Origin of the sequence: Mesorhizobium sp. WSM3224, from assembly GCF_000427725.1 — a bacterium.
Taxonomy (GTDB): Bacteria; Pseudomonadota; Alphaproteobacteria; order Rhizobiales; family Rhizobiaceae; genus Mesorhizobium.
Genome location: NZ_ATYO01000018.1, coordinates 1 through 20,533 on the forward strand (window position 1 = coordinate 1; position 20,533 = coordinate 20,533).

Here is a 20,533-nt window from a genome sequence, read left to right on the forward strand (position 1 = left end):
ATGTCAAAGCGATTTAGAGACGCGACATCGCCGGCAAGTTAGAGATGCGACAGTGACGTGCCGCCTGGCACCGACGCAAGCGCCCGATCGGGCGTCAGCTGGTGGGGGTTGCGCAGCCCGATCGGGGGCGGTTAAGCCAAGCTCCCCGGCTTTAGCTTTGAGAGCCTGTCAACGACATGAATGGGGTCCGGCCCCTTGCGGACATTCGGCCTGCCATGGCAGCTTGCGATGGTGACCCAGCCCATTCCGATACACGTTTTCCGTGCTCGTCAATTCGCCAAGAGCGAGACGGTCGTGACCGCTGCGCCAATTGATCTCGTCGTCTCGGTATTTGGCGGTGGCGGAATGAAAGGCGAGCAGGGGCTTGAAGCTGCCTTTGGAGGCTCGGCTTACTACCGCGATGAAGCGACCGAAGAGGCTTATCTCGCCGTTTGGGGAGCCCGGAACGGTTCGCGCTTCCGGAGGAAGCTGCGTGAGAGCGGGGCAACCCTGCAAACCGTCAGCGGCGAACCGCCAGCCCGCCTTGTCTGGTATAACAGCGGCCAGAAAGGACATCGTCCGAAAGTCCGTTAGCCACCCTTCTGGCGCAAATCTCATTCCGCAGCTTCCAGCCTTGCCAGCGCCTGTTCACGCCGTGCGATGACGGCGGGATCGTTCATGAAATCCGTCCTCTTGCCGGGCTTGCGGCCGCGCTTCACATAACCGTTGCCCTGGCTGCCGTCGGGAATGCCGAACATGTGGTTCGCCTGGCCGGTGCGGCGCGGCCCGTGCTGGCTGCGCTGAAGATCGCGGCCAGCCTGCATCTCGGCCACCATTGCAAGCGCTTCGTCTAGGCGCTTGTTCTCGACAATCTCCGATCTGTGAACCGAGCGCAGCTTGTCAAATGTCCTGTAGGGAAGGGACGTGCTGCCATCCATGATCTCAAGCCGGCCGTCGGGATAATCGCAGACCACCACCTTCTTGCCGGCCAGGCTCTTCGCAAAGGCGCTCGGATCGAGGATGAACAGCACCTTGTCATAGCGCAGCGTCAAGGCTTGCGACAGCGTGCGGAACTCCTTGCGACACATGGCGCTGTCCAGATTCTCATGCTCGGCGAGGGGACGGTGCATGTCCTTCGGATTGCGCGGCTGCTTGCCGAAGCGGAGATTGAAGTCGGCGGCGAACTCCGCCGCATAGGCATTGGCCGCCTCGATCGTGCTGATTCCGCGCAGGCGCAGCTCCTTCACAAGCCGGTCTTGCAGCGTCTGGTTGGCGCGCTCGACGCGGCCCTTGGCCTGCGGGCTGTTGGCGCAAATGATGTCGATGTTCAGTTCGTACAGCGCACGGCCGAACTGCGTCAGGCCAGTCGTTCGATCCTTCTCCGAACCATGCGTCGTGCGGAAGACGCCATGTTTGTCGCTGTAGAAGGAGATCGGTTTGCCCCATTCCTGCAAATACGCCTTCGTGGCGATCAGATAGTCGAACGTGTTCTCGGAACCGGCAAAGCGCAGATGCAGCAGCTTGCCGGTCGCGTCATCGATGTAGACGAGCAGGGCGCATTTGGGACCGCGGTTCTCGAACCACCAATGGTGCGAGCCATCGATCTGCACCAACTCGCCGAGGCAGTCGCGCCGGCCCCGTGGCTGGTGAAGCTGCTTCTTGCGCTCCCGGCGCGATGTCCAGATGCCGGCTTCCGTCATCCATTTGCGTAGCGTCTCGGTGCTGACGGCGATCTGGTGCCACTCAAGCAGCTTCTCGCGGGCAAGCGTCGGGCCGAAGTCCCGGTAGCGATCGCGCACCAGATCCAATGCGGTGTTGCGGAAGTTCTCATCATGGCGGCGATTGCTCGGTCGGCCGCGCTTCTTCGAGGCCAGGCCGCCGGCGCCGTCCTGGCCATAGGCCTGCAACAGCCGGTGAACCTGACTGCGGCTGAGATGAAGGAGCTCAGCCGCCTGGACGACGCTCAGCCGTCGGTCGCGGATCTTCTGGATGGCTTCGAGACGATGCAGCTCTTTTTGCGACAAGGTGACCAAAGGCATGACGGCTCCGCAATGGGCCTGGTCTCACGCCAGGCTCTGTGAAGTCGCCAGCCTTCCTTTCCAGCTTCATGTTGACCAGTCTCGGAAGCAGGAAGTGTCGCATCTCTAACTGGGGCAACTGTCGCATTACTAAATGGCTGCTACAGGTGAAAGTCGCGTAATCTATCTTATGGAACTTAGCAATATCGCATAATGTCAAAGTGTTAAGGCGATTCCCACAATATGGCCTCGAACATCTTTTACTTAGGTTCGGATGCATCTTCGTCACTGCGTCACCAGTTGCACGATCATCACCGAACCGTCGGCCGCGCCCGTAAACGAGATCCACAACTGCCAGCCGCTCATTGTTGAGCCCACCTACTATGATGCGTGGCTCGATCCGACAACGCCGGCCAACATTAGCCAGGAAGGCGGATTGCAAGATCCGCCTTCCTGGCTAGTCTGGAGCTTTGTTAGCCGCCCATCTTCTTGGCCATAGCGCAGAAATCGGCATGCGCCTTATTCATCGTTGCGTCACCGCAGTCTTTCAAAACCGCTGTACGTTCGTCAGGTTTCATCGCCATCCATGCGGTTTTGAAGTCACCTTCCGACCTTAACGTTTTCATGCCGGCGTCAGTAAAAAACGGCGACATCTTGGCCGGATCATCAAGCGCGGACGTTCCAGTAGTGGAACCAGCCATGGCAACACCACCCAATATGGAGAACGCTATTGCGCCTATGCTGAGCATCTTCACAATCATCGGAATACCTCCCTTTCGTCACACACTAACCGGAAACAACGTGCACCTGCCGAGCCCGGTTCCGGCGCGCAAAAGAGATTTTAATGATCGCTAATGTACGTGCGGCGGGTGCGAAGTGAAGGCCCATTGGTCCCATGCGTAACGTCTATGCGAAAGTCCTGCAGCGACGCGTGCCGCAGATCCTCTTCGCGCGCATGTGCTTCATGCGGCCAATTAGCCCCGGCTTGACCCATTGCGTCCGCGCGTCTCCTTAGCATCCGCCGTCAGCTGGCTCTTATGAGCCGATGAGCGTCAGCCCGAACAAGATGACGAGCCAAAGTCCGGCAGCCGCAACGGCGAGCCGCGGCAATGTGCCGGTCAGATGCATGAACAGCATCGCGATAAGGATCGCCTTGCCGGCGGCGATCGCCAGGTTGATGGTGACGTTAAAGCCGCCGAGATCGAGGAAGGATGACCCAACCGTCAACGCCAGCAGCGCAAGCAGCCCGACATAGCCGAAGGTGAGTTTGCGAAGTTCGCTCATCGGTTGATCAGATACAGAACGGGGAACATGAACATCCATACGACGTCGACGAAATGCCAATAAAGGCCGACGGCCTCGACCCGGTGCAATCGATTGGCGGGGCTGGCGGTGCGCCAGAGCGCAATCATGCCACCAATGACGGCGATGCCGCCGATCAGATGCAGGGCATGCAGTGAGGTCATCGTGAAATAGAGGCTGAAGAAGAATTCGGCATGCACGGGATCCGGTCCTTCATAGCGGAAAGGCAGGCCGAGGAGCGGCGCCATTCCTTCGGCGATTTCCTTGCCGTATTCCATCGATTTCACCACCAGAAAGCACACGCCCAGCGCCGAGGTCGCGAGCAGCGCCCAAACCGTCGCGCGCCAACGTCTATGAAGCGCAAACATATGCGCCACCGCCATGGTGAAGCTGCTGGTGATCAAAACAGCGGTGTTGAAGGCGCCGAGCGCCACCGAAAGATGTTTCGAGGCTGCGGCGAAAGCGGGGCCGAAATCGAGGTGCGCGACGAGGAAGACCAGAAAGATCGCGCCGAACAGCATCGCTTCCGAACCGATGAACACCCACATCGCGAAAGTGTCGGCTCGCCTTTCGCGCCGCGGGTTGTCGAAGGCGACGCTTTCGGTCCTGCTCATCTGCCGGCCTCCAGATGCGGGCTGAAGCGCTCGTGCTCCAGCCCTTTCATGTCGTAGGCATAGGCCGGCCGCGTCACGATCGGCATGCTCTTGAAGTTATGCGGCGGCGGCGGCGAGCTCGTCTGCCATTCGAGCCCCGTGGCGTTCCACGGACTGTCGGTCGCGCGAGCGCCGCGAAACAGCGACCAGCCGAGATAGAACAACGGCATCAGATAGCCGATCGCCAGTACCACTGCGCCAGCCGAGGACAACACGTTCCAGAACTGGAACTCCGGCGGGTAGGTATGATAGCGCCGCGGCATGCCGTCGAAACCCAGCACATATTGCGGAAAGAAGGTGAGGTTGAAGCCGACGAAGGTGACGGTAGCCGCGATGCGCCCCGCGGTTTCGGAATACATGCGGCCGGTGAGCTTCGGCCACCAGAAATGCAGGCCAGCCATATAGGCCGTCACCATCCCGCCGACCATGATGTAGTGAAAATGCGCGATGACGAAATACGTATCGTGGACATGGACATCGACCGCCAGCGCCGCAAGGAAGAGCCCGGCCAATCCGCCGAAAGTGAACAGCCCCAGGAAAAACAATCCGTAGAGCATCGGTGTCTCGAAGCTGATCTCGCCCTTGCGCAACGTCAGGCTCCAGTTGAAGACCTTGATCGCTGACGGGATCGCAACGCAGAACGACAGGAACGAGAACACCACGCCGGCATAGGCCGATTGCCCACTGACGAACATATGATGGCCCCAGACCAGGAAGCCGAAGACGGCGATCGCCATCGACGACATCGCCACCGCCTTGTAGCCGAACAGTGGCCGGCGGCTGAAGCAGGGCAGCACCTCCGACACCACGCCCATGCCCGGCAGGATCATGATGTAGACGGCGGGGTGCGAGTAGAACCAGAAGAGATGCTGGAAGAGCAGCGGATCACCGCCGAGATCGGGATTGAAGATGCCGATGCCGAAGACACGTTCCAGCACGATCAGGATCAGCGAGGCGGCGAGCACCGGGGTTGCCAGCACCATCACCAGACTGGTGGCGTAGAGCGTCCACACGAAGATCGGCAGGCGAAACCAGGTAAGCCCCGGCGCCCGCAGCGTGTGTACCGTGACGATGAAATTTATGCCGGTCATGATCGTCGAGAAGCCGACGATGAAGACGCCGAACGCTGCGGTCGAGACGAAGCCGTTGGCATAGAGCGTCGACAGCGGCGTGTAGAAGGTCCAGCCGGTATCGACGCCGCCGGCGACCACCGAAAACAGCGCGAACAGGCTGCCGAAGATGAAGACATACCAGCTGGCAAGATTGAGCCGCGGAAATGCAAGATCGCGCGCGCCGATCATCAACGGCAACAGGAAATTGCCTAACGTTGCCGGGATCGACGGAACCAGGAAGAACCAGACCATGATGATGCCGTGCAGCGAAAACAGCCGGTTGTAGACATCGTCGGAGACGAGATCGCCGGCCGGTGTCGCCAGCTCGATCCGCATCAGCACCGCCATTGCGCCGCCGAGAAAGAAGAATGCCGTTAACGAGACCAGGTAGAGCCAGGCGACACGCTTATGGTCGGTGGTGAGCAGCCACGCGCGGGGCCCGGCTCCCTCGCTCAGATAAGTCCCCGTCATTGCCGAACTGGTCATGGCTTTGTTCCCGCGCTTGGTTGCGGCGAAAGCGATTTCAGATAGGCAAGCAGCATCTGCAGCTCGCCTTCGTCGATCAGGCCGTCGAAGCTCGGCATGACCGGCTCGTAGCCTGCGGCGATTTCTTTCTTCGGAATGAGGATCGAGTCGCGCAGATATCGCTCGTCGGCGATCACCGTCTGCTGGTTCTCGAGCGCCACCGGCCGGCCGAAGATGCCTTCGAGGGCCGGTGCCCGCACCTTGCTGCTTGCGCCGTGGCATCCGGAGCAGCCCAGCACGCGAAACAGCTTTTCGCCGCTTGCGGCAAGCGTCTCGCCCTCGCCCTGGCTGTTCAGCCACGCGGCATACTGCTCAGGGGCCATCACCGTCACCCAGCCGCCCATTTCGGAATGCTGCGTGCCGCAATATTGGGCGCAGAACAAGTGATAGTGTCCGGGCTCGGTAGCGATGAACCAAATGTGAGTGGTGCGTCCAGGAACGGCGTCCTGCTTTATTCGGAAAGCCGGCACAAAGAAGGAGTGGATGACGTCCTGCGCGGCAAGCGACACCACGACCGGTTTGCCGACCGGAACATGCAATTCGTTGATCTCGCGCTGGCCGCCGGGTTGTCTGAACTCCCACATCCACTGTTTGCCCAGCCCCGTGATCTCCAGCGCATCCGCCGGCGGATGGTCGCGGCGAACGAAAAGTGTCGCGCCCCAGCCGAAGAAGATGAAGGCGATGATCAGGCTGGCGATGGTCCAGCTCATCTCGAGCCACATGTTGCGGGAACGCTGGCCGGTGCGATCCGCCGGCGAGCCGACGCGGTATTTCACCGCATACCCGACAACGAGACCTGTGAGCGCCAGTCCGAGAACGGCCGAGAAAGCGAGCAGCGTGTAAAACAACGCATCGACCTGGCTGGCTTCCGATGAGGCTTCCTGCGGAAAGAAGGGAATGCCGAAGCTCATCTTCCCCTCCCGCGCGTTTGCCAAAGCACCGTCGCGCCTAGGCCGAGTACCATTGCCAGGCTTGCCACTTTCAACGCCGCCCAGATGGCTGGGGTGTACTGACCTTTGGAGCTGTCGAAGCCTGCGCAGAACAGGAAGACGTGATCGGCGATCGACCCGAGCTTATTGGCCGATGCTTCGACCAGCGCAAGCTGGAGGTCGCGCGGCGTGAAGGTCAGCGCCGGCAGCACTTGCGAAATCCGACCAGCCGGAGTGAGTGCAATGACCGCGATCGGATGGACGAACTGATCTATGCCCTTGCGCCGGTCGAAGGTGATACCGGCCTCGTTGGCCAGCACCGCGCCGGAGCCGTCGCTGCCGGTCAGGAAGCGCCAGGCGGACAATCCCGTCGGGCCGGCGGCGGAGGCGATTTCGGCTTGCGCCTCGGCGGCATCGGCGGACGTCTCATCAGCGTCGATCGAGATGAATAGCGCGCGGTAATCGGCAGGAAGAAGCGACGTCTTCTTAAGGTCAGAGGCGACCGCCTGCTGTGTGACGCCGCAAAGGTTCGGGCATCTGTCATAGCCGAAGATGACCAGCGCAGGACGCCCGCCGAGCGTTTCCCCGAGCGTCAGCTTCCGGCCGCTTGCATCGACCAATTCGCGATCGAGAGCTAGCTGCGCGCCGGGCTTCGGGTCGAAGATCGGTCGTTCGGCGGCAAGCGCCGTACCGGCAACGAACAGACAAAGCGCAGCCAACAAGCTCCTCATCGCCCTGCCCTGCTCTGCTGCTGGCAATCCTGGGCCTGAGGTGCCCGGGGAACCGCAGCCGTGACCAAGGCGCAATTTTCAGTGCTCGCGGCTCCGGCTCCTTGCTGCGACCAGTCCGGCAAACCGTTGCTGACCACCGCCCACATGGCGTCGTCGATAGGAATGCGGGCAATGCCGGCGTTGCGGTCGACCCAGCCAAGCATTTTCAACTGACGATCTTCCTCGGCGCGGAAGCTGATCAGATCCTGCTTTGGCGCGGTCTGCAAATCGGGGTTTTCCAGACTGGTGTTCGCAGTTAGCGGCAGCCAGGTCGGCGTGGTGTCGAAGGCAAGCTTGATGCCGATAGCGGCGAGAGCGATAAGGAGCAGCAGCCCGCCGCCGAACGCAAGCAGTGTGCGTGGCCAGACGTCGCGCGTCTCGGGATGGCGATGCGCCTTAGCCATGCGCCACCTCGCGCTTCCGCCAGGTGATCCGATCCGACCGACGAAGGAGGAAAAGGAAGAGTGCCAGCCACAGCCCGCCCGATCCAATCCAGGCAGCGGCGTCATGCCACAACGCCAGCGGGCCGCCGGCGAAGAGCGCCGGGCGTATTCGCCAGAACACATCAACGAAATGCCCGGCCAAGGTAATTCCAGCGAGCCAGATCAAGCCGGCATGGCTGCGTTTCAGGTCTCGGTTGAGCAGGCCCACGAAGGCAGCCACCTGCAACGCGATCAGCAGGTAGAGCAGATACTGCCATCCGCTTCCGCTGCGGATGACGTACCAATGAACCTCTTCGGGCAGATCGCCACCCCAGACCACCAGCCATTGCATAAAGACGAGATAGATCCAGGTCAGCACGAAACCGAGCAACATGTTGGCGAGGTCCTCGCTTAGAGCGACGCCTTCTTCGCCGCCCGGCAGGACTTCGACCGCACCTCTTGCCGCCAGCACGATGACCGCCGCGGCGAATGCCCCGACCACTTCGGCCGACGCTTCGAAAAGCGCATAGACGGTCGAGGTGAATTCCGGCTCAAGTGACAGCATCCAGTCGATTGAAAAGACGCTTATCGCAAAAGCATGGAGGATGAGACCGAGGGCATATTTCCTGCCATCGCCACTCTTTGCGAGGTGCTCTTCAGTCGAGCTGAGCACCATCCAGGCGAGAGCGAGCCAGATTGCGGCGCAGACGGCGAAACGCAGCAGGAAGAAGGGCACGTTTAGATAGACAAGCTTCTCTCGAAGCTTCTCGGCCAGCATCGCAGAATCTGCGCCGGCCCACGAGAAGATGAGATCGAGCCTTATCAGCACGGGCAAGAGCAAGATCAGCGCAAGCGGTAGTGTCGCCGCCAGGATCCGCAAAGGCTGACGGATCGCGCCGCCCCAACGCCCGCCGGTCAGCCCATGCACCATCAATATTGTCAGTGCGCCGAGCGGCAGGCTAAGCGCGAAACTCGCCGCGGCGAGCCAGGCGCCCAGCATCGCCCTGGCGTCGAGCGACACGCCGGCCGCACAACATGCCAGTCCCGCAATGCCGGCAATCAGGAAAGCTTGCTCGATGCGGCTCATGGCATTTCCTCGAGCCGCGCACTCACGGTTTGCGGAAGCTCGGCTACAGGCGCGTCGCGCGAATATTGCAGCGCGCGGATATAGGCCACGATCGCCCAGCGGTCCCGCGGCGGCACCCGTGCCGCGTAAGAGTACATGGCGCCGTAACCGTTGGTGATGACGTCGTAGAAATGCCGGTCGGAGGCCTTGCGCAGCGCGTCCTGATGGTAGCTCGGCGGCGCCGGAAAACCGCGCTGGACGATCATGCCATGGCCATCGCCGGTGCGACCATGGCAGGGTGAGCAGAAGATGTCGAAACGTTGCTGTCCCCGCTGCAGCAACTCGATCGTGACCGGAGAGGGAATCCTGTCCGGCGTCGGCGAAAGATCGGCATCGCGCGCAACTGTGCCGGTCACGGGCGTTCGCGCCGACGTCCCGTCGGCGAACTGATTGCTGGCCTCGAGCGGATCGTAGCGTGGTTGGTCCTCCATGTCCTGCCGGCAGCCCGCCAGCAGCAAAGCCCCAAAAACCAGTGTGAAGCGCAGGGCGCTCACGCCTCGATCTCCTCGACGATCTCGGCACCGAGCCGCGTCAGTTGGCGCTTGGTGACGCTCTTGCGGTACTTGGGATCGGTCGCTTCGATGAGAAGGTAGAACCTGCCGCCACGCGCATAGGTGAAGCTCTCGGCGTTGAAAACCGGATGGTAGTAGCGGGGCAGCCCGTTGGCCACGAGCACACCCAGAAAGCCGGCGAAGGCGGCGCCGAGGATGCCAGCCTCGAAGGCGATGACGACGAAAGGCGGCCAGGAATGCAGCGGCCGTCCGCCGACATTGATGGGATAGTCGACTTCGACCGAATACCAGATCAGTGCATAGACGAGAGCAGCGCAGGTGATGCCGCCGACGAGCACAGCCCAGGGCAGTCGCGTCTTCGGGATCTCCAATATTCCGTCCAGCTCTTCCAACGGAAATGGCGAGAAGGCATCCATGCGCCGGTAGCCGCGTTCGCGCATGCCGCGCGCAGCGTCTATCAGCGCTTCCGGATCGGCAAATGCCGCCATCAGGCCGTAGAGGCTCATCGGAGCTTGCCCTCCTCCTCGGCCAGTTCCTCGACCTCGAAGATGGTGATTGCGGGCAGGATGCGGATGAACAGGAAGATCAGCGCAAAAAACGTGCCGATCGAGCCGAACAGAATGCCGAAATCGAGCCAGGTCAGCGACTGCTCGCCCCAGGCCGACGGGAGGTAGTCGCGGCTCGGCCCGGTGACGACGATGATGTAACGCTCGATCCACATGCCAATGTTGACGGCAATGGCGATTGCAAACAAAAGCGGCATGTTGCGGCGGATGCGTCGGAACCACAGCAATTGCAGCAGGCCGCAATTCAAGCCGAGCATCGTCCAGAACAGCGGCGCATAGGGGCCTATGGCGCGTTGCACCATCATGGCGCGTTCGTAGGGCTCCCCGGAATACCAGGCGAAGAACGCTTCCGAGACATAGCCATAGGCGACGACCATGCCGGCGGCGATCATCAGCTTGGCGGCATTGTCCATGTGCCTGACGGTGATCAGGTCCTCGACTGAGAAGGCCCAGCGCAACGGAATGGCGATGGTGAGCACCATGGCGAAGCCGGAGAGCAGCGCGCCGGCAACGAAATAGGGCGGGAAGATCGTCGAGTGGTAGCCGGGCGTGATCGCGAAGGTAAAATCGAGCGAAACGATCGAATGTACCGAAACGACCAGCGGCGTGGCCAGGGCCGCAAGCAGGAAATAGACGACCTGGTAGCGCGCCCAATGGAAGGCCGAGCCGCGCCATCCGAGCGCCAGTATGCCGTAGAAGAGCTGCGCCGGTCTCGATCTGGCGCGGTCGCGCAAGACGGCAAGATCGGGCAAAAGTCCCATGTACCAGAACAGCAGCGAAACGGTGGCGTAGGTGCTGATCGCCGCGAAGTCCCAGACCAGTGGGCTGCGCCATTGCGGCCAGTGCATGTGCACATTGGGAAGCGGCAGCAGCCAGTAGAAGAACCACGGCCGGCCGAGATGCAGGATGGGGAACAAGCCGGCCATGGCGACGGCAAACAGCGTCATCGCTTCGGCGAAACGGTTGATCGAAGCGCGCCATGGCTGGCGCAGCAGCAACAGCACCGCCGAGATCAGCGTGCCGGCGTGGCCGATGCCGATCCACCAGACGAAATTGGAGATCATCGTGCCCCAAACGACAGGCATGTTGATACCGAGGCCGCCGACGCCGACCGAAATCAGGTAGGTGATGGAATAGAGGAGCAGCAGCACGAGCAGGAAGCAGAGGAAGAATGCCGTCCAGAAATGGCGCGGCAGGCGGCCGCTGAGCACGATCGAGCCGATGCGTCCGCTGATCTCGGGAAAATCGTGGCGGCCACGCAAGACGGCTGGGCTGCTAGCGCTGGCTTCAGTCATCGATCGCCTCACCCGGCTTGGACAACTCGCCGTTCGGGTTGGAAATCCTGCCGAGATAAGTCGTGCGCGGCCGCGTGTTCAGCTCCTCGAGCAATGGGTAGTTCTGCGGCGCGGTCTTTTCGCGAACGACGTTGGCATCCTTCCTGTTGAGGTCGCCAAAGGTGATCGCCCGCGTCGGGCAGGCCTGCTGGCAGGCGGTGACAACCTCGCCGTCGGCGATGTCGCGATTCTCGATCTGGGCCTGGATGCGCTTGGCGCTGATACGCTGGACGCAATAGGTGCACTTCTCCATGACGCCGCGCGAGCGCACGCTGACATTGGGGTTGTGCACGCCCTGCTCCGAGCCGGCTTCGTCCTTGTCGAAGGATTGATGGTCGAGAAAGTTGAAGCGCCGCACCTTGTAGGGGCAATTCTGGGAGCAATAGCGGGTGCCGATGCAGCGATTGTAGACCTGCGCATTCAACCCATCATGCGTGTGTACCGTTGCGTTGACCGGGCAGACCACCTCGCACGGCGCCTTCTCGCAATGCATGCAGGGCACCGGCTGGAAGAAGGTGTCGGGCGCATCGAGTGGGCCGGCATAATAGCGATCGACCCGAAGCCAATGCATTTCCTGGCCGCGCTCGCATTCGTCCGGGCCGACGGTTGCAATGTTGTTTTCCGCCTGGCAGGCCGAAACGCAGGCCATGCAACCGATGCAGGCCGAGAGGTCGATCGCCATAGCCCAGGCTTCCTGGTTGTACGGCCAATCGGGGTAGAGCGATTCCGTTGGCGACGGCGGCGCATCCTTGCGAACGAAATGCGGATCCTGCCGAAACGTATCGAGCGAAGCGTGGCGAACGATGGCGCGGCCTTCGATCGCCTGGTGATGCTGCGTGGTGATCACTCGCATATCGTTCGTGCTAGGCGTAACGGCAGCGCCGGTCGCAAACCATTCCGTGCCGTCGCGTAAGCGGAAAGCGTCGTAGCCTTCGGACAGCGCGGCTACGGAACCAACCTTGCGCCCGAAGCCGAATGAAAGCGTCACTGTTTCGTCGGGGTGACCGGGCAATATCCAGGCAGGAGCGTCGAGGCTGACCCCGTTCGCTGCAACGTTGATGACGTTGCCGTTCTCAATCTTCAGCCGCTCCGCCATTGCCGGTGAGATGAGCGCGGCGTTACCCCAGACGATCTTGGTCAGCGGTCGCGGCAGTTCCTGCAGCCACGAGGCATTGGCAAAGCGCCCGTCGCGTAGCCAGGGATCGGCGACGAAGCGAATATCGATCCGGCCACCTGCCTGCACGGCGGGCTTCAATCCACCCAAATCCGGCGGCGCCGTCACCGATGCAGGCTTGGCGGCGCTGTTCGCTATGGCGCCGTCGCGGAGAGCCTTCCTCCATGCTTCGTCATTGATCTCCGACCAGTGCTGCCGGATAAGTGAAAGCGCATCGATTTCGAATTGACCGCCAAGCACGGCGAGCAACTGATGCAAGGTCTTGCCGTCGTAGAGCGGCTTGATCAGCGGCTGGACCAGTGACGCCGTGCCGTCATAGGCGCGGATATCGCTCCAGCTCTCGAGCTCATGCGCTGCCGGTACATGCCAGTGCGACAAGAAAGCAGTCTCGTCGCGATAGAGGCCGTGATGCACAAGCAATTGCAGGCTAGAGAATGCCTTATGCGCATTAAGGCCTGCCGGGGCGGTGTGCATCGGATTTGCGCCCACCACCACGGCCGTATCGATCACGCCATCGCTGATTGCCTCACACAGCGTCGTGAGATCGCCATCGACTTGCAATGTGTCCGGTGGCTCGATCAGTTCCACCGTATTGCCAAGCGCGCCAAGCTTCGCATTGGCGGCAAGCGCGATCGCATACACGAAGGCGCTCTGATGCGCTCCCGGGATCACCAGCGCGTTGCGGCCGGCCGCCACCAGATCCTTGGATAGCGCGGTCATCCACGTCGGATCGACTGGCGACCTGGGGGCCTCGGCCTGAGCGCCAAGCTTCGCGCGCAGCGCAGCGGCCACGGCTTCGATGTCGCGTGGCTTCACCGCCAAACGATGATCGGCAGTTGCCCCCGTGATGGTCGGCGACGTCTCCACGACATAGAGCCGGCTCATCCAGTCTGCGGGACTGCGCACACGCCGCCGCGCGGCAAAGTCGCGCGCATAGGCGAGCCGCCCAGGCCCCTCGCCGAGAAAATCGGCGTCGAGGCTGAAGATCACTTCGGCGCGATCGAAGTGGTAGACCGGCGTCAGCGTGGAACCGAACAGGGCACGTGACGCCTGCCCCGCAGTCGGCCTTGCCAGCGGATCGTGGCGATAGACGTTCAGCTTCGGATAGCGCGCCCGCAGTACGTCGACCTGCGCGGCGAGGGTCGGCGATGTCGAGGCATCGAGGAGCAGAGCGCCGCCCTGCCCTTGCGATGCCGTCCACCGCGAGACAAGCGCCGCTATGTCCTTCAGGAAATCGCCATACGACGCCGGTTCGCCGTCCTTGAGCGGCGTGCGCGAGCGATCGGGATCGAACAGCGTCAATACCGCCGCCTGCATCACCGCATCGGTCGCGCCGCGCGATGCGGGGTGGTCGGGATTGCCCTCGACCTTTGTCGGCCGTCCTTCATGGCTTTCGACCATCACGCCGACGCCGAAGCCGTCGCTCGACAGCGTGGTGGCGTAGTAGACGGGCTTGCCGGGGACGAGGACTTCCGGTTGGCGCACATAGGGCACAATACTTTCCGCCCTGCTGCAGGCCGCGAGCCCGGCAAGCGAAAACGAAGCGCCCATCAGCTTGAGTAGCGTCCGCCGGTTCGGCTTTGCCGGCAGATGCTCGGCAATCGCCGGGAACTCGGCCTCGACGAAGCGGCGGAATTCCACCGTGCCGGCGATCTCGTCGAGGCTCCGCCACATGTCGCGACCGTTTGCCAGCCGCCTACGCAGGGCCGCGATGTCGATGCCGGAGCCTGACCCTTTCTCAGCGATGGCAGACATAGCAATCCGTCATCGTCTCGGGGTGGATGTCGAGCATGCCGATCAACCGCCGCCTGATATCGGCGATGTTCTCAGGCGGCTGCCAGTGCATCAGGAACACGTCCTGCGGCGGGCGCAGATTGCGCTCCGGGTTGCGATGGCAGCCGAGGCACCATTCCATGCTCAGCGTATGCGCGCGCCTCGTCAGCGGCATCTCGTCGACCTCGCCATGACATGTCTCGCAGGCGACGCCCTTGTTGACATGGATTGCGTGGTTGAAAAAAACGAAGTCGGGCAGGCCGTTGACACGCTGCCATCTGATAGGCGTGCCCGACGCCAAGCTCGCACGTACCGGCGCCAGCATGTCGGCATTGGTGAAAAGCTGCGAATGGCAGGTCATGCAGACTTCGGTTGCCGGGAGACCGGCCGAAGACGAGGTTTCCACGCCGTTATGGCAATAGCGGCAATCGATGCCGAGCTGGCCGACATGGTGCTTATGGCTGAACGGCACCGGCTGCGCCACTGGCTCACCTACTCCCGTTACCAGATCCGAACGGGGAAGGATGACCCCGATCGCGGCGGCGATCAGCAGAACTGCACAACTTCCCCAGATGACAAAGCGCGCGACGCCATTGGCGTTTTTCGAGAAGATCTGCGGCATCCCCTCGCCGATTCTGCTGGACGCAAACTCAGAGTTGACGACACCAAACGGTACTTTCGCCACGAAGGTTCCGAAGCCGCTCTCGGATCACAGAATGGTGACCGGCACGGAGACAGGTCATCAATTTTAGTCCGCAACCACAGCCGGTCGCATGCGTTCGCCAGATATCACGATCTGTTTCACGTTGGAAAAACGCCATGAGCAACATCGCTGCCGACACCGCTCATCGTCCTGTGCGCCACCGTGGCGTCGCTTTCTGGTGGAGCGTTCTCGTCGGCACCCTACTAATCATCCTCGGCCTCCTGATCGGCGGCGGCGGCGCCTGGCTGATCGCGCTTGGCGGATCATGGTACTACTTCCCCACCGGCATCGCGCTATTGGTGGCAGGCATCCTGATGTTGGCTGGAAACCTCGCCGGCGCGTGGCTTTACCTGCTGACATGGCTCGCGACGATCGCCTGGGCTTATTGGGAAGTCGGTTTCGACGGCTGGGCCCTGCTGCCGCGTGTCTTGGCCCCCACGATCATCCTTATCTTCGTTCTACTGGCTATCCCCGCATTCCGCGGCGTGACAGGGCGAGGCAGCAGGAACGCTGCCTATGCGACGGGCTTGCTACTGCCGGTTATTGCCGCGGCGGCGTTCAGCCTTTTCCACATCAACGCCTTGGCTCAGTCGCAACCTGCTCAACCGCCGGCGACGTCCACCCCACCTGCATCGGTCGGCGCGCCGGCGTCGCAGGGCACAGCAATCCACCAGGCCGGCAATAACTGGCCCGTCTATGGCGGGTCTGAACTTGGCACACGCTATTCGCCACTCAACCAGATCACGACGGCCAATGTCTCCAAGCTCACTCGCGCCTGGTCCTTCCACACCGGCGATATGCCGAACGAGGCGACCAAGGACCTCTACTCGCCCGAAAACACCCCGCTGGAAATCGGCGGCCATGTTTATGCCTGCTCTGCCAAGGACATCGTCATTTCCGCCGATGCGCGCAACGGCACGCAAGAATGGCGTTACGATCCGAAGGTGCCCGACAACGCCATACCCTACGGCGCGAGCTGCCGCGGCGTGGCCTATTTTTCCGTTCCAGGCGCGAAGGCCGATCAGGCCTGCGCCACCAGGATCATCTTCGGAACGCTGGACGCCCGGCTGATCGCCATCGACGCCAAGACGGGGAAACCCTGCTCGGATTTCGGCCAGCAAGGCAGCGTCGACCTCAACCAGGGCATCGGCGAGACGGTGCCCGGCTGGTATTCCGTCACCGCGCCGCCGACCATCGTGCGCGGCATCGCGGTCGTCGGCGCGCAGGTCAAGGACGGCCAGGCCGAGGACGCGCCTTCGGGCGTCGTTCGCGGCTATGACGCCACCACCGGCAAGCTCGCCTGGGCTTGGGACATGGGGCACCCCGATCGCAGCGGCGCGCCGCCTCAGGGCGATACCTACACGCGCGGCACGCCGAATATGTGGACGGTCGCCGCGGCCGATCCGCAGCTCGGCTATGTCTACCTGCCGCTCGGCAACGCCGCCGTCGACTATTACGGCGTCGACCGCAAGGATTTCGAGAACCAGTTCAACTCGTCGATCGTCGCCATCGATGTCACGACCGGCAAGCCCGTCTGGCACTTTCAGACTGTGCATCACGATCTTTGGGACTACGACCTCGGTTCGCAGCCGGCGCTGGTCGATTTCCCGACCGCGACCGGCAAGATCGCGGCCATCATCGTGCCAAGCAAGCAGGGCCAGATCTACGTCCTCGATCGCAAGACCGGCAAGCCGCTCTTCCCGGTCGAGGAGCGCAAGGTTCCCTCGGGCGGCGTCGAGCCTGACAAGCTGTCCAAGACACAGCCCTATTCCGGCTACGCGCATCTCGACCAGCCGGCGCTCACCGAAAAGGATATGTGGGGCATGAGCCCGCTGGATCAGCTCTACTGCCGTATCCAGTTCCATCGCGCCTTCTATCAGGGTGAGTACACGCCGCCGACAGTCGATCGTCCCTTCATCGAATATCCCGGCTACAATGGCGGTTCGGACTGGGGCAGCGTCGCCGTCGACACCGACAGCGGCGTGCTGATCGCCAACTACAACGACATGCCGAACTACGACCAGCTCATTCCGCGCAAGAAGGCGGACGAAATGGGCTTCAGGCCGATCGACAAGGGCGGCAGCCCGAAGAAGGTGAAGGACATCGGCGACCCGCAGGCCGGATCGCCATACGCCATCGCGGTCAATGCCGGCTGGCGCCTTTCGACGGGCCTACTCTGCTCGAAGCCGCCTTATGGCCATATCCGCGCCATCGATCTCAAGACCGGCAGGACGCTGTGGGACGAGCCGCTCGGCAGCGCAAACAACAACGGCCCGTTCGGCATTCCATCGATGCTGCCGCTCACCATTGGAACGCCAAACAATGGCGGCCCGCTGGTTACGGCCGGCGGCCTGATCTTCATCGCAGCGAGCACCGACAATAAGCTACGGGCGATCGACGTCAAGACGGGCAAGACGGTGTGGCAGGCCGATCTTCCGGCCGGCGGCCAGACGACTCCCATGACTTATGAGGTCGATGGCAGGCAATACATCGTCATCGCGCCCGGCGGCCATCACTTCATGGAAACCAAGGTCGGCGACGAAGTCATTGCCTACGCTTTACCTTCAGGATGAGCGCTCTGAGGCCGCAGGCCTTACGAAACGCCTGAAGCCGCTAGCTCGTCCGGCCGCCATGCGGTCCATTCCTTGCTCGATTTCCGTTGCGCCCTCGTGCGCTTCGGCGTCGGGCGAGGACATACATCCAGATCAAAATCAGGATCAGGAGAACGCCGGCGACAACCACCATCCACATGCCGATGTGAAACATGAACGTCTCTCTATCGTAGAATGCGCCTTGCGATCGGACATCGGGTAAGCTCGCGCTTAGACATTCAAACCAGCGTAGGAAAAAACAGTTCCAATTCGAAAGGCGACGATCATGCCTCGAGAAACAGCTTCCATCCTCATCGTTGGCGCAGGCCCGACGGGACTGACAGCCGCCTTGGAGCTTGCGCGGCGCGGCGCCCACCCCCGTATCATAGACAAGAAGGACGGCCCCACGCCGCTCAGCAAGGCCGTCGGCATCAGCGCGCATAGCCTGGATGTTCTCGAAGCCTCCGGGGTGAGCGGGAAACTTCTCGCCGACGGGCTCAAGGTCCGCCATGCGCATTTCCACGCGGAGACGCGCGAGCTCGTCACAATCGACTTCTCGCTGCTGCCGCACCGCTACAATTTCCTCTTATCGCTGCCGCAGCGCGATACAGAAAGGATCATGGCAGACACGCTGGCGACATTCGGCATCACGGTCGAATGGCGCACGCAACTGGTTGGCCTCACCCAGCAAACCGACAAGGTGGAGGCCCGGATCAAGCGAGGCGGTGGAGAGGAAAAGCATAGCTTCGACATCGCCTTCGGCGCCGACGGCGCCGATAGCTCGGTCCGCAAGTACGCGGGCATCGAATTCGAGGGGTACACCCACAGGCGGCAATGGAGCATCACGGATGCGGAGATCGCGTCCTGGCCTTACGAGCCGGGAGCGGCGCAGGCTTTCCTCAAGCGCAGCGGCGATGTAGGCTTCATCATACCGATCGGCGACAACCGTTTTCGCGCGGTCTCCAATACGCCCGATGCGCTGGCGCATGTCCCGGGCAATTATCGCGTATCGCAGGTGCTGCGCACCGATCGTTTCCACATTCCGGCAAAGCAGGCGTCATCTTACCAGATCGCCCGCGTCTTCCTCGGCGGCGATGCCGCGCATGTCCACTCGCCCCTTGGCGCCCGCGGCATGAATCTCGGCATCGAGGATGCCGCATCCTTCGCCCGGCGTTTCGGCGATGGCACACTGGCCGGATATACCAATGAACGCCGGCCGGTAGGGCATCGCTGGATCGAGCTTAGCGAACGCATCCTGTCGACGGCGCAGTCTACCAACGTCTTCGTCCAGATGTTCCGCAACCTCGTCACGCGGACCATCGGTGCGGTTCCCGCCCTGCAGCGACCGCTGCTCGAGCGCGTCGCGGGTCTGAAAGAGTAGCATGGCGCGCGGTCAACCGTCGTCTCATGCTCAAGTGATCAACTGCTCGATCCTGATCGACAGGTCGCGGATACGCTTGTCGGTCGCGTGATAGACCGCGCTTGCAACGGCGGCGGCCGTGCCGACATTGCCCAGGTCGCCAAGCCCCTTCACGCCGGCAGGATTGACCGCGTGGCCAACTTCCGAGACCAGGATCACCTGCAGGTCTCGGCGTTGACCGGCACAAGGCTCGCCATGTTGGAGATCTGGCCGCTCTCGGCCAGCCGCAGGCTACCGGCATGACCCGACAGCGGCGCTTGACTTCGTTGTTGTCGGCGGCCTCGCCGTCGGCACGAGAGCGCCGAGCGGATTCCCCCTTTTCAGCGTGCCAGTATTCCGAGTGGACGCGCAGAACCGCAACGCTTTACCAAAGTGTGAGGCTTCCTGCTTTGAGCCGTAGCGCCACGAAGCTTCGACGGACGTACGGAACATGCGGCGTGGCTATGAGTTTTGCACCAGTCCTTCCCTCCCTTGGCAGGGCATCATGAAGTCGAAACTTGTCGCAGAAACCTCAGGACAAAGAACCTTCGTGATCGTGCTCGATCCGGGCGAGGAAGCCTTCGCGTCCCTTACCGCTTTCGCGGGTCAGGAGGGAATCGCCGACGCCTCGCTGATGGCCATCGGCGCCTTTGAGAAGGCGACGGTCGGCTGGTTCGACTTTCAGTCGAAATCCTACCGCAAGATTCCTGGAGCAATGCGAGGTGCTGAGCTGATTGGGGACATTGCCGTCGACGAGGAGGACAAGCCGAGCGTTCACATTCACGTCATGCCGGACCTCGGTGACGGATCCACGCGAGGCGGTCACTTGTTGGAGGGCTTTGTGCGGCCGACGCTGGAAGTTACCGTGCCGGAATCGCCCGGCCACTTGCGCCGCAGGAAGCGTTCCGAGCTTTGCATTGCACTGATCGACCTCGAGGCTTCATAACAGCCTTCGTCAATCCCAAGCCGAGAGCACGACCTCCATTTCGACCGTCTCGACCTGCTGGGCAAAGCGCTGATGGTATACGGTCATCAACGCGTCATGGGTGGCGTCAGAAGAACTGCAAAGTGCATCCGTAACCAAGATGACGCGGTAGCCGATGTCGATCGCCCCCAGAACGGTGGCGAGCACGCAGACATCCGTTTCACCGCCGGTGATCACCAACGTATCGATCCCGCGATTGGCAAGTTCGGTCTGCAACCTACCCTCAGGCCAAGGCGAATAGACATGTTTGTCGATCACCTTCGCCGGCGGACAGAATGCAGGCAGCGGCGGAAGCAATTCGACCATCTCCGGACCGATGGCCTCCATCGTCATCGAGGCCCAGCGCTCGTAATAGCGCTTCCAGGTACCGGCGCCCTGCCCTGCCCTTGCAGCCGGGATAAAGCGGGTAAAGATCGTTCGGTCGGCCTTTCTTTCGACCAGACTCACTATTCTCGGTAGCACCCTGGTGATCCAGGGCGTCGCCCATTCAGAGGGTTCGGCGAATAGTCGTTGCATGTCTACGCAAAGATGCGCGCAGTGCTTGCCAAGCGGCCCGTAGCTCAAGCCTTGAGCCGCCATCACAATCCCCGGCAGATTCGACCCGGCCGCGGCGAGGCCAAGTGGGGAAGCGCATATTTCGACGAGCCCGAGCGGCGCCTG

General features: G+C 62.0%; 21 protein-coding genes. 5 read left to right on the plus strand and 16 right to left on the minus strand.

Annotated features, from left to right (window positions below; translation table 11 throughout):
• Positions 1–228 precede the first annotated feature (228 nt).
• Entirely contained in the window at positions 229–573 is a 345-nt protein-coding gene (locus tag YU3_RS0123455) for a hypothetical protein (protein ID WP_036259349.1), read from the plus strand.
• Positions 574–593: 20 nt separating this feature from the next.
• Here the strand turns inward: YU3_RS0123455 and YU3_RS0123460 are convergent, their stop codons facing one another.
• A complete protein-coding gene (locus YU3_RS0123460; RefSeq protein ID WP_027168525.1) occupies positions 594–2,018 on the minus strand; it encodes an ISNCY family transposase in 1,425 nt (474 codons plus the stop codon).
• A 253-nt stretch (positions 2,019–2,271) separates the two neighbouring features.
• On the opposite strand from YU3_RS0123460, the gene YU3_RS39585 reads away from it, so the two are divergent.
• Entirely contained in the window at positions 2,272–2,496 is a 225-nt protein-coding gene (locus YU3_RS39585; protein WP_084508251.1) for an SOS response-associated peptidase family protein, read from the plus strand.
• Here YU3_RS39585 and YU3_RS0123465 read toward each other — a convergent pair.
• From YU3_RS0123465 to YU3_RS0123525, 13 genes are all read right to left on the minus strand, one after another.
• Positions 2,471–2,758 (minus strand): hypothetical protein, encoded by a 288-nt coding sequence (locus tag YU3_RS0123465; protein WP_027168526.1) that lies wholly within the window; start codon positions 2,756–2,758, stop codon positions 2,471–2,473. The genes YU3_RS39585 and YU3_RS0123465 overlap by 26 nt on opposite strands.
• A 274-nt stretch (positions 2,759–3,032) precedes the next feature.
• Positions 3,033–3,281, minus strand: coding sequence for a cytochrome C oxidase subunit IV family protein (locus YU3_RS0123470; protein WP_027168527.1), 249 nt, complete (start codon positions 3,279–3,281; stop codon positions 3,033–3,035).
• The gene (locus YU3_RS0123475) at positions 3,278–3,913 is read right to left on the minus strand and encodes a cytochrome c oxidase subunit 3 (protein ID WP_027168528.1); all 636 of its coding nucleotides are present in this window, start codon (positions 3,911–3,913) and stop codon (positions 3,278–3,280) included. The genes YU3_RS0123470 and YU3_RS0123475 overlap by 4 nt, the downstream gene beginning before the upstream one ends.
• Complete coding sequence (ctaD, locus tag YU3_RS0123480; RefSeq protein ID WP_027168529.1) at positions 3,910–5,550, minus strand: cytochrome c oxidase subunit I; 1,641 nt, start codon at positions 5,548–5,550, stop codon at positions 3,910–3,912. The genes YU3_RS0123475 and ctaD overlap by 4 nt, the downstream gene beginning before the upstream one ends.
• Entirely contained in the window at positions 5,547–6,500 is a 954-nt protein-coding gene (coxB, locus tag YU3_RS0123485) for a cytochrome c oxidase subunit II (protein WP_027168530.1), read from the minus strand. The genes ctaD and coxB overlap by 4 nt, the downstream gene beginning before the upstream one ends.
• Complete coding sequence (locus tag YU3_RS0123490) at positions 6,497–7,237, minus strand: SCO family protein (RefSeq protein WP_027168531.1); 741 nt, start codon at positions 7,235–7,237, stop codon at positions 6,497–6,499. The genes coxB and YU3_RS0123490 overlap by 4 nt, the downstream gene beginning before the upstream one ends.
• Before the next feature lie 8 nt (positions 7,238–7,245).
• On the minus strand, positions 7,246–7,692 hold the full coding sequence (locus YU3_RS37290) for a hypothetical protein (protein ID WP_036259353.1): 447 nt from the start codon (positions 7,690–7,692) through the stop codon (positions 7,246–7,248).
• Entirely contained in the window at positions 7,685–8,797 is a 1,113-nt protein-coding gene (locus YU3_RS0123500) for a hypothetical protein (RefSeq protein WP_027168532.1), read from the minus strand. The genes YU3_RS37290 and YU3_RS0123500 overlap by 8 nt, the downstream gene beginning before the upstream one ends.
• The gene (locus tag YU3_RS0123505; RefSeq protein ID WP_084508253.1) at positions 8,794–9,330 is read right to left on the minus strand and encodes a cytochrome c; all 537 of its coding nucleotides are present in this window, start codon (positions 9,328–9,330) and stop codon (positions 8,794–8,796) included. Before YU3_RS0123505 ends, YU3_RS0123500 begins: the two co-directional genes overlap by 4 nt.
• Complete coding sequence (locus YU3_RS0123510; protein WP_027168534.1) at positions 9,327–9,854, minus strand: DUF3341 domain-containing protein; 528 nt, start codon at positions 9,852–9,854, stop codon at positions 9,327–9,329. Before YU3_RS0123510 ends, YU3_RS0123505 begins: the two co-directional genes overlap by 4 nt.
• Positions 9,851–11,209: an NrfD/PsrC family molybdoenzyme membrane anchor subunit gene (nrfD, locus tag YU3_RS0123515; protein WP_027168535.1), complete on the minus strand. Its 1,359-nt coding sequence runs from the start codon at positions 11,207–11,209 to the stop codon at positions 9,851–9,853. The genes YU3_RS0123510 and nrfD overlap by 4 nt, the downstream gene beginning before the upstream one ends.
• Positions 11,202–14,177 carry a TAT-variant-translocated molybdopterin oxidoreductase gene (locus YU3_RS0123520; protein WP_036259356.1) on the minus strand — a complete coding sequence of 992 codons (2,976 nt, stop codon included), beginning with the start codon at positions 14,175–14,177 and terminating at the stop codon, positions 11,202–11,204. The genes nrfD and YU3_RS0123520 overlap by 8 nt, the downstream gene beginning before the upstream one ends.
• The gene (locus tag YU3_RS0123525; RefSeq protein WP_027168537.1) at positions 14,161–14,817 is read right to left on the minus strand and encodes a cytochrome c3 family protein; all 657 of its coding nucleotides are present in this window, start codon (positions 14,815–14,817) and stop codon (positions 14,161–14,163) included. Before YU3_RS0123525 ends, YU3_RS0123520 begins: the two co-directional genes overlap by 17 nt.
• Before the next feature lie 197 nt (positions 14,818–15,014).
• On the opposite strand from YU3_RS0123525, the gene YU3_RS0123530 reads away from it, so the two are divergent.
• The gene (locus YU3_RS0123530; protein WP_027168538.1) at positions 15,015–17,471 is read left to right on the plus strand and encodes a membrane-bound PQQ-dependent dehydrogenase, glucose/quinate/shikimate family; all 2,457 of its coding nucleotides are present in this window, start codon (positions 15,015–15,017) and stop codon (positions 17,469–17,471) included.
• Positions 17,472–17,775: 304 nt separating this feature from the next.
• A complete protein-coding gene (locus YU3_RS0123535) occupies positions 17,776–18,870 on the plus strand; it encodes an FAD-dependent monooxygenase (protein ID WP_027168539.1) in 1,095 nt (364 codons plus the stop codon).
• Between the two features lie 30 nt (positions 18,871–18,900).
• Here the strand turns inward: YU3_RS0123535 and YU3_RS41345 are convergent, their stop codons facing one another.
• Complete coding sequence (locus YU3_RS41345) at positions 18,901–19,068, minus strand: hypothetical protein (protein WP_348631184.1); 168 nt, start codon at positions 19,066–19,068, stop codon at positions 18,901–18,903.
• A gap of 325 nt (positions 19,069–19,393) precedes the next feature.
• Between YU3_RS41345 and YU3_RS0123545 the strand changes: the two genes are divergently transcribed.
• Positions 19,394–19,834, plus strand: coding sequence for a PPC domain-containing DNA-binding protein (locus YU3_RS0123545; protein ID WP_027168540.1), 441 nt, complete (start codon positions 19,394–19,396; stop codon positions 19,832–19,834).
• A 9-nt stretch (positions 19,835–19,843) separates the two neighbouring features.
• Here the strand turns inward: YU3_RS0123545 and YU3_RS0123550 are convergent, their stop codons facing one another.
• The gene (locus YU3_RS0123550; protein ID WP_027168541.1) at positions 19,844–20,452 is read right to left on the minus strand and encodes an isochorismatase family cysteine hydrolase; all 609 of its coding nucleotides are present in this window, start codon (positions 20,450–20,452) and stop codon (positions 19,844–19,846) included.
• Between the last annotated feature and the right edge of the window lie 81 nt (positions 20,453–20,533).